This window comes from Bradyrhizobium sp. HKCCYLS20291, from assembly GCF_051167715.1.
GTDB lineage: Bacteria > Pseudomonadota > Alphaproteobacteria > Rhizobiales > Xanthobacteraceae > Bradyrhizobium.
In genome coordinates, this window is sequence record NZ_JBNPTO010000002.1 from 172,386 (window position 1) to 188,186 (window position 15,801).

Here is a 15,801-nt window from a genome sequence, read left to right on the forward strand (position 1 = left end):
TCGCATTTTACCGCGCCCGATCGCCGCGAGGCAAGGGACCGCTCAGGCCGCGCGCGCCGCCAGTTGCGGAACCGGCGCGGACTGGCGCTGCGGATCGGCCCAGGTCAGGATCTCGAAGCGGCCGTCCTCGTGCTCGACCAGGGCGGTACAGCTCTCGACCCAGTCGCCGCAATTCATGTAGCGGATGCCGTCCTGGTCGCGGATGACGGCACAATGGATGTGGCCGCAGATCACGCCGTCGGCACCATGCCGCCGCGCCTCGGACGCCAGCGCGGTCTCGAACGCGCCGATGTAGTTCACGGCGTTCTTGACCTTCTGCTTGGCCCATTGCGACAGCGACCAATAGGGCACGCCGAACATGCGGCGGAAGAAGTTGACCAGACGGTTCATCTGAATCGCGAAATCATAGGCCTTGTCGCCGAGATGGGCGAGCCAGCGGGCGTTCTGCACGACGAGATCGAAGATGTCGCCGTGAATGATGAGATAGCGCTTCCCGTCCGTGCCGGTGTGGACGATGTTCTCGACGACGTCGATGCCGCCGAAATGCGTGCCGTAATAGCCGCGCAGGAACTCGTCGTGATTGCCCGGCACGTAGACGACCTTGGCGCCCTTGCGCGCCTTGCGCAGCATCTTCTGCACGAGGTCGTTGTGCGACTGCGGCCAGTGCCAACTCGACTTGAGCGCCCAGCCGTCGATGATGTCGCCGACCAGATAAATAGTGTCGGCGTCGTGGTGACGCAGGAAATCGACGAGGAGATTGGCCTGCGAGCCGCGGGCTCCGAGATGTACGTCGGAGATGAACAACGTCCGAAAGCGCTTCGTCGGGCTTTCTTCACCAGCAGTCTCAAGTCCCATGCGCGCCCACCTAACAGTCCCTGATGACACTGCGATGACGAACGGAGGCTCCCGAGGGCCGTTCGCATGACGACTCGCGATGTCATTCGCCACGCCCCGCGATACCAGCGGGGTGCGACAATCAGGCGACAGGGCGCCGGCACAAACAGGGAAATCCCCTCCTATCTCGGCACGGCGACGACGCGCAGATTGTTGGTGGTTCCGGCCTGCGCGAACGGGATGCCGGCGACGACGACCAGCAGGTCGCCTGCGGCTGCGAACTCCTCCTGGACCGCGAGCACGGTCGCGCGCTCGACCATTTCCTCGTAGCTCTGGACGTCCTGCGACAGCACGCTGTGCGCGCCCCACAGCAGGCACATGCGGCGCGAGGTGTCCTCGTTCGGCGTGATCGCGAGAATCGGCAGGCTCGGCCGCTTGCGCGCGACGCGCGACGCCGAAGTGCCGCTCGACGTATAGGCCACGATCGTCCTGGCGTGAATGGCGGAGGCGAGGTCGGCCGCCGCAGTTGCGACCGCGTGCGGCGGCGTCTGCTCCTCGTCCGGCTGCGTCGCCTGGATGAGCGAGCCGTACATCTTGTGGTTCTCAGTCGCCTTGATGATGCTGTCCATCATCGCCACCGCCTCGCGCGGATATTGCCCGCTGGCCGATTCCGCCGACAGCATGACGGCATCGGCGCCGTCATAGATCGCGGTCGCGACGTCCGAGACCTCGGCGCGCGTCGGCGTCGGCGTCGCCACCATCGAGTCCAGCATCTGCGTCGCGACGATTACCGGCTTCACCGCGAGCCGGCAGGCGCGCACCAGCTCTTTCTGCTTGCCCGGCACGTCCTCATTCGGAATCTCGACACCGAGATCGCCACGCGCCACCATGATCGCATCCGACAGCTGGATGATGTCGTCGATGCGATCCAGCGCCGCGGGCTTCTCGATCTTGGACATGATGCCGGCGCGGCCGTTGATCAGGCCCCTCGCCTCCAGCACGTCGGACGGTTTCTGCACGAACGATAGCGCTACCCAGTCGACGCCAAGCTCGAGCCCGAAGGCGAGATCGGAGCGGTCCTTCGCCGTCAGTGGCGACAGCTCCAGAATGGTGCCCGGCAGATTGACGCCCTTGTGATTGGAGATCGCGCCGCTGACGATCACCTTCGCCTCGATCCAGTCGTCACCCAGCCCCATGACGCGCACGCGCACGCGGCCGTCGTCGATCAGAAGATCGTGACCCGGCGCGACCGCCGCAAAGATCTCCGGATGCGGCAACGGAATGGCACTCTTGTCGCCCTCGGTGCCGTTGAGCACGAAGCGAATGGTCTCGCCGGCTTCGACCTGGATCTTCTTGTCGCGCAAAGTGCCGACGCGAATTTTCGGCCCCTGAAGATCCATCAGGATGCCGATCGGCCGTTGCACGTCCTTCTCGAGCGCGCGGATCGCGGCATGGACCTTGGCGTGATCGGCCTGCGTGCCGTGGCTGAAGTTGAGGCGAAACGTGTCGACACCGGCGAGGAACAGCGCCTTCAGCATCTCCGGAGAATTGCTCGCTGGGCCGACGGTCGCGACGATCTTGGCTCGACGGTGACGACGCATATGGTGCCCTTTCTGTCTAGCTCATGTGTCGCGTCTTGATGACATGCATGTGATTGGCATGCGCGGACGCAGCGGAAGCGCTGGTATACGCCCCGCAGCGTTCATTGCAAGCACGACACCGGGCACGCCGAGATTGTACGGGAGATTTGCACGCCTCAGACATTCGAGCCGTGGATCGTGTCGATCACCGCATCTGTCACTTCCTTGGTCGTCGCCTTGCCGCCGACATCCGGCGTCAGTATGCCGGCTGCACACACCTTCTCCACCGCTACCATCAGCCTGATGGCCGCGTCCTTCTCGCCGAGATGCTCGAGCATCTGCGCGCCGGTCCAGAATGTCGCAACGGGATTGGCGATGCCCTTGCCGGTGATGTCGAACGCCGAGCCGTGGATCGGCTCGAACATCGACGGAAAGCGCCGCTCCGGATCGATGTTGCCAGTCGGCGCGACGCCGAGGCTGCCGGCGAGCGCACCGGCGAGATCGGACAGAATGTCGGCGTGCAGATTGGTCGCGACGATGGTGTCGAGGCTCTTCGGCTGCAGGGTCATGCGCACTGTCATCGCGTCGACCAGCATCTTGTCCCAGGTGACATCGGGAAATTCACGCGCGACCTCGGCAGCGATCTCGTCCCACATCACCATGCCATGGCGCTGCGCGTTCGACTTGGTGACGACGGTGAGAAACTTGCGCGGCCGCGACTGCGCCAGCTTGAAAGCGTAGCGCATGATGCGGGTGACGCCGACGCGGGTGAACACCGCGACTTCGGTGCCGACCTCTTCCGGCAGCCCACGATGCGCGCGGCCGCCCATGCCGGCATATTCCCCTTCCGAGTTCTCGCGCACGATCACCCAGTCGAGATCGCCGACGCCGACATTGCGCAGCGGCGAGGCGACGCCCGGCAGGATCTTGGTGGGACGCACATTGGCGTACTGATCGAAACCTTGGCAGATCGGCAGCCGCAGGCCCCACAGCGTGATGTGGTCGGGCACATCAGGCGCGCCGACGGCGCCGAAATAGATCGCATCGAACTTCTTCAGTTCAGTGAGGCCGTCGGCCGGCATCATCACGCCGTGCTTCTTGTAGTAGTCCGAGCCCCAGTCGAAGGTCTTGACGTTGAAGCTGAGATCGCCGGAGCGCTTCGCAAGAGCCTCGAGCACGCGGACGCCCGCTGAGATGACTTCGGGGCCGATGCCGTCGGCGGGAATGGCGGCGATGGAATGGGTGCGCATGGAACGAGCTCCGTGTGAGGGGTGCGGCGACAGCACCAGCCGGCCGGCGACGAAATATGGACCATAGGCGGTTGCCTGGGCCGGCTTCAATGCTCGCATCATTATACAAAAAAATCATATAATCCGGTCCATCGCCTCACGGGACCCGTCTCATGGAATTGCACCAGCTCCGCTGCTTCGTCGCCGCCGCCGAGGAGCTGCATTTCGGCAAGGCGGCGCAGCGGCTGCAGATGCTGCCGTCGGCGCTTGGGCGCCAGATCAAGCTGCTGGAGGAGGACCTCACTACCCGGCTGTTCACCCGGACCACGCGCGCGGTGGCCCTGACCGAGCATGGCACCGCGCTGCTGCGCGACGCGCGCACCATCCTGGCCAAGGTCGAGGCGGTCGAGACCGGCTTTCGTCGACGCGCACGCGGCGGCAAGGCGCAGAAGCTGCGCGTCGGGGCCATCGACAGCGCCGCCGCCGGGCTGCTGCCGCAGCTGCTGCATGATTTCCGCGACGGCCATCCGGAGATTGCGGTGCAGCTGATGGAGGAAAAGACCATCCGGCTGTTGCCGAAGATCCTCTCCGGTGCGCTCGACCTCGCCTTCGTGCGTCCGCCGGAGCGCGCCGATCCTAGGCTCGAAGTCCACGCGCTGCTCAGCGAAAGCGCCGTGGTGGCGCTGCCGCGGCGGCATCGGCTGGCCGCGCGTGCCTCCGTGTCTATGACTGACATTGCCGACCAGCCTCTGATCGTACCGGACCGGCGGTCGAGGCCGCACAGCCACGACCTCACGATGAAGCTGTTCGCGCAGGCCGGGCTGTCGCCCGACATTGCGCAGTTCGCCGACGAGAAGCAGACCATCGTCCATCTCGTCGCCGCGCGGCTCGGCATCGCCATCGTGCCGCGCTGGACCTCGCGGCTCGCCGTCTCCGGCGTGCGCTTCGTGCCGCTACGGCTGAAGCGCGGCAGCGCGATCGGACGCCTGCCATTGGCCGCCGCCTGGCTGCGCGGCTCGCGCGACCCGGCGCGGGAGGCGATGCTGGGGGTGCTGGAGAAGCGGCTGGCGAAGTATGCGCGTGGCGCTTGAGGCACCGCGATGGGCCGTGGGCAAATGATGCCGCGCCCGCTCGGCCTCATGGTTCGAGACGCGCGCAAAAGGGCGCGCTCCTCACGATGAGGGCTCCGTCGCGCTCACAACGTTCGTGAAACCAACACCGCCCTCATCCTGAGGAGCGCGCCGCTTGGCGCGCGTCTCGAAGGACCGCCGCGGGCACCCCTGCCCCCACTCTCCTGACAATCGATCCCCCAAAACTCCCCTACCCCAGCGGCGACTCCGCGACGTCGAGCAGGGCGCCGAGGCCGTGGCGGAGGCCGCGCATCGGCTGCTGCTCGGAGGACAGGCCGAGTGCCAGCATGGAGCGGCCGGTAACTTCATAGACATGGCCGAACGGCAGCGACTGCACCTGCGCGTCCGGCTGGTGGGTGTCGATCAGCGCCAGCCAATTGTGCCCCTCGGGCACCGACGGCAAGGTGAAGTTCACCACGTCGTGGTGCGCATTGTAGATCAACAGCAGGGTCGCATCCGAGCCGCGGCGCCTGACGCCGGTCTCCTGGGCGCGGCCGTCGAGCAGCATGCCGAAGCAGCGCGCGTTGCCGTCGGTCCACTGCTCGGTCATCATCTCCTCGCCGGAGGGCGCGAGCCAGGTCACGTCCTTGACGTCGAGCTCCTCGTTGAGCGAGCCGACCAGGAAGCGCGAACGATAAAGGATCGGAAATGCCTTGCGCATCGCGATCAGTTTGCGCGTGAACTCGCGCAGCTGCCGGCCAGATGCAGTGATGCCCATCCAGTCCAGCCAGCTGATCTCGTTGTCCTGGGCATAGGCGTTGTTGTTGCCGTCCTGGGTATGCCCGAACTCGTCGCCCGCGAGCAGCATCGGCGTGCCGTGCGACAGCAGCATCGTCGCCAGCATGTTGCGCTTCTGCCGTTCGCGCAACGCGGTGACCTCGGCATCGTCGGTCGGCCCCTCGACGCCGCAATTCCACGAGTGATTGTTGCTGTGGCCGTCGCGATTGTCCTCGCCGTTCGCCCCGTTGTGCTTGTCGTTGTAGGATACGAGGTCGTTGAGGTTGAAGCCGTCATGCGCGGTGATGAAGTTGACGCTGGCCCAGGGCCGCCGGCCGCGCTTGTTGAACAGATCACCCGAGCCGGAGATGCGCTTGGCAAAATCGGCGATGGTGCCGCCGTCGCCCTTCCAGAACGCCCGCGTGGTATCGCGGAATTTGTCGTTCCACTCCGCCCAGCCCGGCGGAAACTGGCCGACCTGATAGCCGCCCGGGCCGATGTCCCAGGGCTCGGCGATTAGTTTCACGCCCGACAGCACGGGATCCTGACGGCAGGCATCGAGAAAGCCGCCGCCCTCGTCGAAGCCATAGGGCTCGCGCGCCAGGATGGTGGCGAGGTCGAAGCGGAAGCCGTCGACCCGCATCTCGGTCGCCCAATAGCGCAGCGAGTCGGCGACGAGCTGGAGGACGCGCTGATGTGACAGATTGACCGTGTTGCCGGTGCCGGTATCGTTGATGTAGTAGCGCTTGTTGTCGGGCAGGAGACGGTAGTAGCTGGCGTTGTCGATGCCCTTGAACGACAGGGTCGGACCGAGCTCGTTGCCTTCGGCGGTATGGTTGTAGACCACGTCGAGGATGACCTCGATGCCGTTGGCATGGAACTGGTTGACCATGGTCTTGAATTCGGTCGCGAACGGCGTCTTCAGGTAGCGCGGCTCCGGCGCGAAGAAGCCGATCGAATTGTAGCCCCAATAGTTGCGCAGGCCCTTGTCGATCAGATAGCTGTCATCGATGAAGGCGTGGATGGGCAGCAGCTCGGCCGAGGTGATGCCGAGGGAGCGCAGATAGGCCGGAATGTCGTGATGCGCGAGGCCGGCGAAGGTGCCGCGATCGGCCTCCGGCACCAGCGGGTGCAGCTTGGTAAACCCCTTGACGTGCATCTCGTAAAAGAGGGTCCGTTCCCACGGAATCTCCGGCTTGCGCGATGTGCCCCAGGTGAAGGCGGGATCAATCACCCGGCACTTCAACATCAACGGCGCACTGTCGCGATCGTCGAACGACATATCCTTGTCGGCATGGTCGAGCTGATAGCCGAACAGTTCGGGCCCCCAGCGCAACTGTCCGACGAGCTGCTTGGCGTAGGGATCGATGACGAGCTTGTTGGGATTGAAGCGGTGGCCGGCATCCGGCTCGTAGGGACCATGCACGCGATAGCCATAAACAGTGCCGGGGCGCGCGGTCGGCAGATAGCCGTGCCAGACCTCGTCGGTGTATTCCGGCAGCTCGATGCGCTCGAGCTCGGTCTCGCCGGTCTCGTCGAACAGACACAGCTCGACCTTGGTGGCGTGCGCCGAAAAGATCGCAAAGTTGACGCCGAGCCCGTCCCAGGTCGCACCGAGCGGAAACGGCCGGCCTTCGCTGATCTTGACCTTGCGCAAATTGAAAGCGGCCTGCGTCAGGGCGTCCGCCCTGTCAGTCAGTTGATCCATCACTGCCCCCTTTATGCAAAGCCCGTCAGCTGGCCGGCGGTGTGTCGTCGGGCATGATCACCTCAGCCTTGGTCTCGGTCACCGTCACCGAGGCGATCACGGCGCCGGCCGGCGCTGCGAGCTTCGCGGCGCGCTGCTGCGTGACCTCCTTGTTGATCGCCGTGATGGAATTGCCGATACGTCCGACCATCTCGGCCAATTCGGCGGGCGACATCTTCAGCCGCTTGGTCACGACGCGGACCTGGGCCTCATCGGTCATGTCGAGCTTGTTGCGGTTCGGCTGGATTTTGGCACGGCGCATCGTTGGTCCCTCCTGCATGCCAACTAACCTTGGCTGCGGAATTTGGTTCCCTCGCGCGAACTGCCGCGGGTCGCATGCGACGTCTCGTGACATGAGTCACTGCTCTCGCGGCGTCATCCGCCCGAGTCTTGTCATCGCTGTTGCCCTCGGATCAGGCAGAGGGCGCGGGGAATGCCGGGCGCTGGCCTCGCCCATGGCCCGCCTGCAGAAAAAAAGCAGGCGGCAGTCACCACAGGTTCAGCCGAGACATCCCGGCATTCCCCGCACGATGGTTTTCACGCTTATCTCGCGCTCTTCCCGGTGTCCGGCTTGTAGCCACCGTCGCCCGAAGGATCATCATGACCTCCGGACTTGACGCCAGCCTCGGGGCGCCAGAACCACGCGTCTTCACGTCCGCAAGCCTGCCGTTCGTCGGCGAGCCCTATGGCCCGCTGCAGCATGCTCACAGCCACCGCATCCCGCGCCCAACGTATCGTGACGATCGCGACGCGCCCCTCTCGAGGAGCACGGGACCGGGACAATCAAGCATGATTTCCGAAAAATAGCAATAGATTTATCTTTAACAGAAGCCGGCTCGATAGAGAGAGTGGCAAGACCGTCGATGCGCTCAGGTCGGCAGCAGCCTCGTCCGGCACCAGAAATACGCGAAAGCGCCTGAAATCAGACCCACCAGGGCCAATAGGCCCAGCCAAAGCCCAGGAAGAAGAACGACCATCCAAGCCAATGAATCGAAGACGCTGGGATCATTCGGGGTCCGAAGTGTCATCGCGCTCCAAATGAGCAAGGGAACAGCCGTCATAGCGACCAGCGCTCCAGCGAGCCCACCGAGGATACAGGCAACCTCGCGCTTGACCCTATCGCTTGGCATGATTGGGCTATTGGCTAGGAGGCCGACGGCGGCTTGGCTTCGGCGGGCGTTGTGCGTAGGGGTTCAGTACGCACGTGGCAGACAGGCTCGCAGCCTCCGCCCGGCACGCGTCCCATGACGGATACTGGCACGAGATCGTGCTGGAACCGCCGCGCTTCCACACCTGGAGGCACACCGGACCATCGCCGCCGAACCGTTGCGCCGCGGCCGGAGCGGTTGCAAACAATGTGATAGAAGCCACGAAGAGAAGCGCACGCGTCATCACATGATCATGGCATGTGACTGACGAATCCGAAAGGGTCTGGTCTGCGGCCTGTGGCCTCATGGTTCGAGACGCGTCGCAAGAGCGACGCTCCTCACCATGAGGATTACAACTTTGCTGCAGAGAAAAGCCCTCATCCTGAGGAGCCCGCCGCAGGCGGGCGTCTCGAAGGATGGCCGCGGAAAGACTGCACGCGCAGCCACTTTCACCTATACGAGACCCTGTGTAGCGGTGGGTACGCGCGGTGGGCACGGCGCGGGAGTGCCTGCCTTACAAGCTCACACCCGGGCGCGACTTAGATGTCCCAGTGCTTCATCCACAAGGCCAGAAACCCCGTGATCATCACCACGGTGGCGATCAGGGCCATCAGGATCAAGCCGACCTTCCAGAAGCGTCCACATACGACAAGGACGAACAGCAATGCAAAAGGATCGCTTGCGGCCGTTGCGACCGTCATTGCCGCCGCGCCGGCGAGAGACGGTTTGCGTTCCCGAGCGTCTCTCAATTTCGATCGCTGGCGACCCACGACAGCCTCCGCTCAAAGATCGACCGCAACTTGTCGGCCAACGTAAATAGGCCTTCGAGAATTGCGAACGCCCGAGACGTCACAAGGCCTCTTCGATGAGACGAAGAGAGGCTTCGAGGGTTCACCGGTTCGGTGTCAGGTCACGCGGGCTTGATCTTTGACGGCAGCAGGGTCGGTGTGCGCGCACCTGCCGTGGGCAGCAGAAAGGTGTTTCGCGCGGCGTCCGAGTTCAACCGTTCCGGCGCGTACCAGTTCTGAAGGATCGCCTTGTCCTGCAGGTCCGTGTTCAAGTCGAGGAAATCCTCGACATCGGACGTCGGGCGGTCGAGCCGACGTTCGGCGATCAACGACAGGAACGCGATCGTGATCGTGTGGTGGAAGGCCTCGGGTCGGCCGGCGCGCGCCGCGATCGCTCTGAGCGTGCTGCTGAAGATGTGCGCCGCCGTCGTGAAATCGTACCTGTCCAGGAGTTCGTAGCCGACGCGCAAATGGTCGACATGGCGAAACGTCGTGTTGTCGATCTCCGCGCGCAGAAAGCGGGCGACGAGACTGCACTCATTCTGCATCGGGGGCCTCCGTGAGCCGGTGAGCGTCTTCGGCACACAGGTCCAGCCCGTACACCTCCTTCAGCCGCGCGATCTGCCGCAAGGTCTCCTGCGAGAACGGCAGCTTCGCCTCGAACGCATGAAGCACGATGCCTTCGAGGAGATCTCCCAGCGAAAGATCGAGATATTCGGCAAGCGCCTTCAGGACCTTGAGCGTGCGCTGCTCGATCCGCACGCCCGTCTGGATACGTTGAACGTCTTTCATGTTACCAATGTACCAAGGTAACGCACCGCAGGCAAGGGCTGCTGTCTGATTTTTCGTGAGGGTTTGGGCCGGCTCACCCTGAGCTGTTGCCCCGCTCAATTCGCTTCCGTGCTCCGGAGGAGCATCAATCGTGAGGGCCAATCACGCGCCCAGACAATAGGTGTCGTCCCTGCGAACGCAGGGACCCATACCGCGTGATGTCTGAAACAGGCCTGCTGCGAGTCCCGCGCAAGACAACTAAACCCTGTGGTTATGGGCCCCCGCGTTCGCGGGGGCGACAGCAGTGGGTGCCGCGTCGCGCGTTGCCTCCGAGAAAATGCTGCGTCGTTCGACCATCATCAACCGCGCCGCGCGTCGCAGCGCACCGCGTTCAGGCAGCCTCCCCTACCCGAACAGATGCGCCAGCCAGAAGGCGGCGCCGGCGGCGACGCCTCCGACGAGCGCGGTCTGCAGCGCGGACTTGATCTTGCTGACGCCGGTGAAGTGGCCCTTGATGCCGCCGAAGATGAGCAGCGCGATGCCGGTGGCGACCACCGAGATGCGCATCGCCGGCGCGATGTCGTGGACCAGCATGTAGGGTACGAGCGGGATCAGGCCGCCGATCACGTAGGAGCCGCCGATCGTCACGGCGCTGATCGGCGCGCGCTTCGGGTCGGGCCGTTCGAGGCCGAGCTCGAAGCGCATCATGAAATCGACCCAGCGCTTGCGGTCGGCCGCGATGGATTCGACCACCGTGGTCAGGGCCTGGCCTTCGAGACCATAGCCGCGGAAGATCTCCGAAACCTCCGCGATCTCGCGGTCGCGCAGACGCTCGACCTCGTCGTGCTCCCGCTTCTCCTCGGCGGCATAGTGCTCGGCGTCGGTGCGGGCGGCGAGATAGCCGCCGAGGCCCATCGCGATCGCCCCGGCCACGACCTCGGCGAGGCCGGCGGTGACGATCACGTCCGTGGTGGTGACCGCCGCCGACAGGCCGGCGGCGAGCGCGAACGGCACCGTCAGGCCGTCGGCCATGCCGATCACGACGTCGCGGACGCTCTCGGAGGCGGTGAAGTGCTTCTCGACATGAGGCGTGGCCGGCATGGGACCTCCGATTCGATCTCTGATGGAAGCCTTCTAGACCGTTTCAGCCACAGCCTCGATGACATGTCTCAGCCCCGGCTCATCCCCGTAGGCCCGGCACCATCCGCTTCAAGGTGCGATCGTGCAGCCAGTAGTGATGCAGCAGCGCCGCTCCGGCGTGAAGACCGATCAGAATGATCAGGCCGTTGGCCAGCACCTCGTGCATCTCCTTCATGTCGTGCGCGAAGCCGCGATCGCCGGCCCAGGGCGAAACGATGTCGACCAGGCCGAACAGCGGCAACGCCTCGCCGCGGGCGAACTGGGTGAGGATGCCGAGCACGGGAATCGCGAACATGATGCCGTAGATGAGCAGGTGCACGATCTCGCTGACGTGAACCGTCCACGATCCGAACTTCGTCGCTTCCGGGACCGGCGGCGGATCAGCGAGACGCCACGCCAGGCGGGCGAGCGCGAAGCCGAGCATCGCGAGCCCGAGCGAGACGTGCATGAACAGACCGGTGTCGTGGGACTGCCGCGACAGCATGTCGCCGAGATGGCCTGAAATCCAGGCCGCCGGCACCAGCACGGCAACGATCCAATGCAAACCGATCGCAACGGAGCCGTAGGTCTTGGCGGAATTTCGAATACGCATGGCAGCCTCCTCGGGTCAGATGTCCGCCTCCCCTGCGGGAGCGCGGAAGCGATATGACCCGAGGCATAGCTCAGCACCGGCGACGCGGCGCTGACGCCGGCTGTCAGCCGGCCGTCAGGATGGAACGCATCGGTTGAGGCACCAGGGCCGGCGATGGCAGGCCTTGCGGCGCCGGCATGAGGACCGGAGCGATCGTGATCCTGGCACCGCCGAGTTCGGAGCGCCCGATCTGCAGCTTCCAGCCATACGCCTCCAGCACGTCCTGCACGATCGCAAGGCCGAGGCCGCTGCCCGGCCCCTGCTCGTCGAGGCGGCCGCCGCGCTCGAGCACGCGGCCGATCTGCGTGTCCGGGATGCCCGGACCATCATCCTCCACCGACACGCTCGGCGGGGCTGCGCGCGCGACGATGCGCACCGTGCTTGTCGCATGACGCGCAGCGTTCTCCAGGAGATTGCCGAGCACCTCGGCGAGATCAGTACGATCCATCGCCACGCTCAAGTCCGCCGGCACCTCGCCGTCGAAGCTGACATGCGCGGCGGCCGTCGTGCGGCCGAGCGTGCCGAGCAGCGCCTCCACCAGCGGCGCCAGCTCCGTCGACGCCTGCGGCTCGCCGCGCAGCTTGCCGCGCAACCGCGCCAGCGCCAGCTCGCGGTCGACCTGGCGGCTCATGGCCTCGGCGACATCCTCGACATTGCGCGCCAGCTCCAGCTGGCCGAGCTCCTTGAGCCGCGCGGCGTCGGCGGCGAGCGCCGCCAGCGGCGTCTTGAAGCCGTGCGCGAGATCGGCGGCGCGGCTGCGCGAGCGCACGATCTCGCGGCTCTGCGCATCGAGCAGCGCATTGACCTCCTCGACCAGCGGCGCCACCTCGGTCGGCACCGCGACAGGAAGATAACGGCGCCGGCCGTTGCGGATCTCGGCCACGCCACGGCGCAGCACGGTCAGCGGCCGCAGCCCGAGGCTGACCTGGACCGAGGTGCCGATCGCCAGGATGACGGCGAGCACGGCGAGCGCAATCGACAGATCCTTGGCAAAGGTGCGCACCGCGCTGGTGGCGCCGTCGAGATCGTAGGCCACCGCAGCGCGCACCCGGATCGGGCGTTCCGGATTCATCACGATGCCGCGCTCGGCGACCAGCACGCGCGCACCGTCCGGCCCGGCGAGCTCGTGCTGATGCACGTCGGTCGGTCCGGGCTCATCGATCGGCAGCGGCAGGATCGTGTCCCACAGCGAGCGCGAGCGCAGCAGCTGGCCGTGATCGTCGGAGATCTGCCAATACAGGCCCGACAGCGGAATGATGAAGCGCGGATCGGCGGGCGCCCGCGACACCATGATGCGGCCGTCGGCATCGACCTCGAGGCCGTTCAGCAGCTGCCGCAGATGGACGTCGAGATCGGAGGCGAGCGTCCGCGCGACATGACGCTTGAACAGCACCACCATGCCGAAGCCGGCGACGCCGAGCGCGACCAGGATTGCGATGGTGCCCGCCGCCACTAGCCGCAGCCGCAGCGAGCCCAGCCTCATTGCGCCGACTCCGCGATCATGTAGCCGAAGCCGCGGCGGGTCTCGATGATGTCGGCGCCGAGCTTCTTGCGGACCCGGCGGATCAGCACTTCGAGCGCGTTGGAATCGTGATCATGGCCGAGGCCGTAGACGTTCTCCTCGAGTTCGTGCTGCGGCACGACCCGGCCGCTCTGCCGCAACAGATAGGCGATCAGCCGGTACTCCAGCTGCGACAGCGCCACCGGCACGCCGCACACGCTGACCTTCATCTGGCGCTCGTCGAGCGCGAGGTCGCCCGACGACAGCACCGACGAGGCGTGCCCCGACGAGCGGCGCACGATCGCGCGCAAACGCGCCAGCAGCTCCTCGTTGCGAAACGGCTTCGGCAGGTAATCATCGGCGCCGGCATCGATGCCGTCGACCCGCTCGGCCCAGCTCGCGCGCGCAGTCAGGATCAGGACCGGCATGTGGCGCCCGCCACCGCGCCAGCGCTTCAAGACCGACAGGCCGTCCATCTTCGGCAAACCGAGATCGAGCACGACGGCGCCGTAATCCTCGGTATCGCCGAGAAACCACGCCTGCTCGCCGTCGCCGGACGTCTCGACCAGATAACCCGCCGCCTGCAGCGTCCGCGACAGATCGGACGCCAGCCGCGGATCATCCTCGACCAGCAACACACGCATCTCTCATCCCCAACTACTTTTCCTCTACCAGCTCGATCTCGCCGCTGCGCGCATCGACATAGACCTCACGCACCCGGCCGTCGCGCCCGATGATCCGAAACTCGTAGCGCCAGCGGCCGCGCTGACGCTCGACGTCGACCCCGGTCACGTCGCCGGCGATCCGGCTGCGCAGCTTGGGAAGAATCTGTGACAAGGGCAAGGCGTCGCCGGACTCGACCGCGCGGCGCATCGCGTCGCGGCGCTCGCGATCGTCCTCGCGCGCGACGGTCGCCGCCGACGCCGCCGTCGAGATCAGCATCGCCAGCAAAGTGATGCGCATGGACCGTCCGATTGAAGGCGACTGCATGATTGTCCCGGCCCGACGATGAGATGTTCGAAGAAACGCGCCGCTGGCTGCGCTGTGGCCGGCGGCTGTGGATTGCACATGACTTGCAGATGCTGGAGTTGCAGACGCTAGGTGCGGAGTCGATTTTGATTTTCCGATGTCGGAATTGTGCCCGGATTCGAGCAAGCCTTGCGGGATACACATGGCCCGGCATTCTGCACGAACGAGCTGACAAGTTGCTGACGCGCGGCGACGGGAAGTCGTCAGCGCGGGTGCGAGACGATCCCGGCCCGGAGCAGCCGAGCCATGGCTGCCTGCTGATGAGGAGATCGATCTTGCGAAAGCCGTTGATGCTCGCCGCCGTAACGGCAGGACTTACTATGGCAGGACTTGGCACCGTCTCGGTGGCCCGCGCCGACGTAGTGGGGACGCCAACTCTCGCGCCGCTGGCCCAGGCCCAGCCAGGCGTCGCTCAGCTCGCCGCGCGGCATGCGCAGGCCGACGAGCTGCAATACGAGCCGAGCAAGCGCGATCGCGAGGGCGACGACGACACCGAGGACGAGCCGCGCCATTGAGGCCGGCGGCGTGCTCTAGGCCGGCAGCCCCGCTTCGTACCAGTTGCGGCTGGCCTTGACGATGCGCACGACCGACAACATCACGGGCACCTCGACGAGAACACCCACGACCGTCGCCAGCGCGGCGCCGGAGTCGAGCCCGAACAGGCTGATGGCGGCGGCGACCGCGAGCTCGAAGAAGTTGCTGGCGCCGATCAGCGCCGCGGGCGCCGCGACGCACCAGGCGACGCCGAGCCGGCGGCTGAGCCAATAGGCGATGCCGGCGTTGAGATAGACCTGGATCAGGATGGGCACGGCGAGGATGGCGATGACGACCGGCTGCCTGAGGATCTGCTCGCCCTGAAAGCCGAACAGCAGCACCAACGTCGCCAGCAGCGCCAGCAGCGACACCGGCTGCAGCACGCGCAAGGTGCGCTCGAAGGCGCCACCCTTGGCGCGCAACGCGCCGCGCCAGAGCTGCGCCACGATCACCGGCACCACGATGTAGAGCAGCACCGACAGCAGCAGCGTGGTCCATGGCACCGCGATCGAGGCGACGCCGAGCAACAAGCCGACCAACGGCGCGAACAGGAACACCATGATGACGTCGTTGAGCGCGACCTGGCTCAGCGTGTAGTGCGGCTCGCCCTCGCAGAGGTTGGACCACACGAACACCATCGCCGTGCACGGCGCCGCGGCCAGCAGGATGAGACCTGCGACATAGGACGATAGCTGTCCCGCGGGAAGCATCGGCGCAAACACGTGGCCGATGAACAGGCTGCCCAGCAGCGCCATTGAAAACGGCTTGATCGCCCAGTTCACGACCAGGGTGACGCCGATGCCGCGCCAATGCGCCTTGACCTCGCCGAGCGCCGCGAAGTCGATCTTCAGGAGCATCGGGATGATCATCAGCCAGATCAGGCCTGCCACCGGCAGGTTCACCCGGGCGATCTCGGCGCCAGCCACGGCGGCGAAGACGCCGGGCAGCAGATGGCCGAGAGCGATGCCGACGCCGATGCAGAGCAGCACCCAGATCGTCAGATAGCGTTCGAACGTCGTCAT

At 65.6% G+C, this 15,801-nt stretch carries 17 protein-coding genes; 2 read left to right on the forward strand and 15 right to left on the reverse strand.

Annotation, left to right across the window (positions count from 1 at the left end; translation table 11 throughout):
* Positions 1-42 precede the first annotated feature (42 nt).
* From ACQR07_RS04830 to ACQR07_RS04840, 3 genes are all read right to left on the reverse strand, one after another.
* The gene (locus ACQR07_RS04830; RefSeq protein WP_434901203.1) at positions 43-855 is read right to left on the reverse strand and encodes a UDP-2,3-diacylglucosamine diphosphatase; all 813 of its coding nucleotides are present in this window, start codon (positions 853-855) and stop codon (positions 43-45) included.
* 161 nt (positions 856-1,016) lie between these two features.
* Positions 1,017-2,435 (reverse strand): pyruvate kinase, encoded by a 1,419-nt coding sequence (gene pyk, locus ACQR07_RS04835; protein WP_434901204.1) that lies wholly within the window; start codon positions 2,433-2,435, stop codon positions 1,017-1,019.
* 155 nt (positions 2,436-2,590) lie between these two features.
* Positions 2,591-3,664, reverse strand: coding sequence for a tartrate dehydrogenase (locus ACQR07_RS04840; protein WP_434901205.1), 1,074 nt, complete (start codon positions 3,662-3,664; stop codon positions 2,591-2,593).
* 152 nt (positions 3,665-3,816) lie between these two features.
* On the opposite strand from ACQR07_RS04840, the gene ACQR07_RS04845 reads away from it, so the two are divergent.
* Positions 3,817-4,734: a LysR substrate-binding domain-containing protein gene (locus ACQR07_RS04845; RefSeq protein WP_434901206.1), complete on the forward strand. Its 918-nt coding sequence runs from the start codon at positions 3,817-3,819 to the stop codon at positions 4,732-4,734.
* A gap of 229 nt (positions 4,735-4,963) precedes the next feature.
* On the opposite strand, the gene glgX is transcribed toward ACQR07_RS04845, so the two are convergent.
* From glgX to ACQR07_RS04900, 11 genes are all read right to left on the reverse strand, one after another.
* Positions 4,964-7,198, reverse strand: coding sequence for a glycogen debranching protein GlgX (gene glgX / locus ACQR07_RS04850; protein ID WP_434901207.1), 2,235 nt, complete (start codon positions 7,196-7,198; stop codon positions 4,964-4,966).
* Between the two features lie 25 nt (positions 7,199-7,223).
* The gene (locus tag ACQR07_RS04855) at positions 7,224-7,499 is read right to left on the reverse strand and encodes a DUF3606 domain-containing protein (protein WP_434901208.1); all 276 of its coding nucleotides are present in this window, start codon (positions 7,497-7,499) and stop codon (positions 7,224-7,226) included.
* An 875-nt stretch (positions 7,500-8,374) separates the two neighbouring features.
* A complete protein-coding gene (locus ACQR07_RS04860; RefSeq protein ID WP_434901209.1) occupies positions 8,375-8,692 on the reverse strand; it encodes a DUF3551 domain-containing protein in 318 nt (105 codons plus the stop codon).
* Between the two features lie 232 nt (positions 8,693-8,924).
* Positions 8,925-9,155, reverse strand: a complete 231-nt coding sequence (locus tag ACQR07_RS04865) for a hypothetical protein (RefSeq protein WP_434901210.1) — start codon at positions 9,153-9,155, stop codon at positions 8,925-8,927.
* Between the two features lie 140 nt (positions 9,156-9,295).
* Positions 9,296-9,721 carry a hypothetical protein gene (locus ACQR07_RS04870; RefSeq protein WP_434901211.1) on the reverse strand — a complete coding sequence of 142 codons (426 nt, stop codon included), beginning with the start codon at positions 9,719-9,721 and terminating at the stop codon, positions 9,296-9,298.
* Positions 9,711-10,106, reverse strand: coding sequence for a hypothetical protein (locus ACQR07_RS04875; protein WP_434901212.1), 396 nt, complete (start codon positions 10,104-10,106; stop codon positions 9,711-9,713). The genes ACQR07_RS04870 and ACQR07_RS04875 overlap by 11 nt, the downstream gene beginning before the upstream one ends.
* Before the next feature lie 243 nt (positions 10,107-10,349).
* The gene (locus ACQR07_RS04880) at positions 10,350-11,045 is read right to left on the reverse strand and encodes a VIT1/CCC1 transporter family protein (RefSeq protein ID WP_434901213.1); all 696 of its coding nucleotides are present in this window, start codon (positions 11,043-11,045) and stop codon (positions 10,350-10,352) included.
* A gap of 79 nt (positions 11,046-11,124) precedes the next feature.
* A complete protein-coding gene (locus tag ACQR07_RS04885; protein WP_434901214.1) occupies positions 11,125-11,676 on the reverse strand; it encodes a cytochrome b in 552 nt (183 codons plus the stop codon).
* 103 nt (positions 11,677-11,779) lie between these two features.
* On the reverse strand, positions 11,780-13,198 hold the full coding sequence (locus ACQR07_RS04890) for a sensor histidine kinase (protein WP_434901215.1): 1,419 nt from the start codon (positions 13,196-13,198) through the stop codon (positions 11,780-11,782).
* Positions 13,195-13,860 carry a response regulator transcription factor gene (locus ACQR07_RS04895; protein ID WP_434901216.1) on the reverse strand — a complete coding sequence of 222 codons (666 nt, stop codon included), beginning with the start codon at positions 13,858-13,860 and terminating at the stop codon, positions 13,195-13,197. Before ACQR07_RS04895 ends, ACQR07_RS04890 begins: the two co-directional genes overlap by 4 nt.
* Before the next feature lie 13 nt (positions 13,861-13,873).
* On the reverse strand, positions 13,874-14,179 hold the full coding sequence (locus tag ACQR07_RS04900; RefSeq protein WP_434865064.1) for a PepSY domain-containing protein: 306 nt from the start codon (positions 14,177-14,179) through the stop codon (positions 13,874-13,876).
* A gap of 29 nt (positions 14,180-14,208) precedes the next feature.
* Between ACQR07_RS04900 and ACQR07_RS04905 the strand changes: the two genes are divergently transcribed.
* A complete protein-coding gene (locus ACQR07_RS04905) occupies positions 14,209-14,760 on the forward strand; it encodes a hypothetical protein (RefSeq protein ID WP_434901217.1) in 552 nt (183 codons plus the stop codon).
* A gap of 15 nt (positions 14,761-14,775) precedes the next feature.
* Here the strand turns inward: ACQR07_RS04905 and arsB are convergent, their stop codons facing one another.
* Positions 14,776-15,801 (reverse strand): ACR3 family arsenite efflux transporter, encoded by a 1,026-nt coding sequence (arsB, locus tag ACQR07_RS04910; protein WP_434901218.1) that lies wholly within the window; start codon positions 15,799-15,801, stop codon positions 14,776-14,778.

What these genes read in the sequence shown, in the direction of transcription:
- ACQR07_RS04840 (WP_434901205.1), bottom strand. Translation starts at nt 3,664, where the DNA reads ATGCGCACCCATTCCATCGCCGCCATTCCCGCCGACGGCATCGGCCCC.
- ACQR07_RS04855 (WP_434901208.1), bottom strand. Translation starts at nt 7,499, where the DNA reads ATGCGCCGTGCCAAAATCCAGCCGAACCGCAACAAGCTCGACATGACC.
- ACQR07_RS04895 (WP_434901216.1), bottom strand. Translation starts at nt 13,860, where the DNA reads ATGCGTGTGTTGCTGGTCGAGGATGATCCGCGGCTGGCGTCCGATCTG.
- ACQR07_RS04880 (WP_434901213.1), bottom strand. Translation starts at nt 11,045, where the DNA reads ATGCCGGCCACGCCTCATGTCGAGAAGCACTTCACCGCCTCCGAGAGC.
- glgX (WP_434901207.1), bottom strand. Translation starts at nt 7,198, where the DNA reads ATGGATCAACTGACTGACAGGGCGGACGCCCTGACGCAGGCCGCTTTC.
- pyk (WP_434901204.1), bottom strand. Translation starts at nt 2,435, where the DNA reads ATGCGTCGTCACCGTCGAGCCAAGATCGTCGCGACCGTCGGCCCAGCG.
- ACQR07_RS04900 (WP_434865064.1), bottom strand. Translation starts at nt 14,179, where the DNA reads ATGCGCATCACTTTGCTGGCGATGCTGATCTCGACGGCGGCGTCGGCG.
- ACQR07_RS04860 (WP_434901209.1), bottom strand. Translation starts at nt 8,692, where the DNA reads ATGAGGCCACAGGCCGCAGACCAGACCCTTTCGGATTCGTCAGTCACA.
- ACQR07_RS04830 (WP_434901203.1), bottom strand. Translation starts at nt 855, where the DNA reads ATGGGACTTGAGACTGCTGGTGAAGAAAGCCCGACGAAGCGCTTTCGG.
- ACQR07_RS04890 (WP_434901215.1), bottom strand. Translation starts at nt 13,198, where the DNA reads ATGAGGCTGGGCTCGCTGCGGCTGCGGCTAGTGGCGGCGGGCACCATC.
- ACQR07_RS04870 (WP_434901211.1), bottom strand. Translation starts at nt 9,721, where the DNA reads ATGCAGAATGAGTGCAGTCTCGTCGCCCGCTTTCTGCGCGCGGAGATC.
- arsB (WP_434901218.1), bottom strand. Translation starts at nt 15,801, where the DNA reads ATGACGACGTTCGAACGCTATCTGACGATCTGGGTGCTGCTCTGCATC.
- ACQR07_RS04845 (WP_434901206.1), top strand. Translation starts at nt 3,817, where the DNA reads ATGGAATTGCACCAGCTCCGCTGCTTCGTCGCCGCCGCCGAGGAGCTG.
- ACQR07_RS04885 (WP_434901214.1), bottom strand. Translation starts at nt 11,676, where the DNA reads ATGCGTATTCGAAATTCCGCCAAGACCTACGGCTCCGTTGCGATCGGT.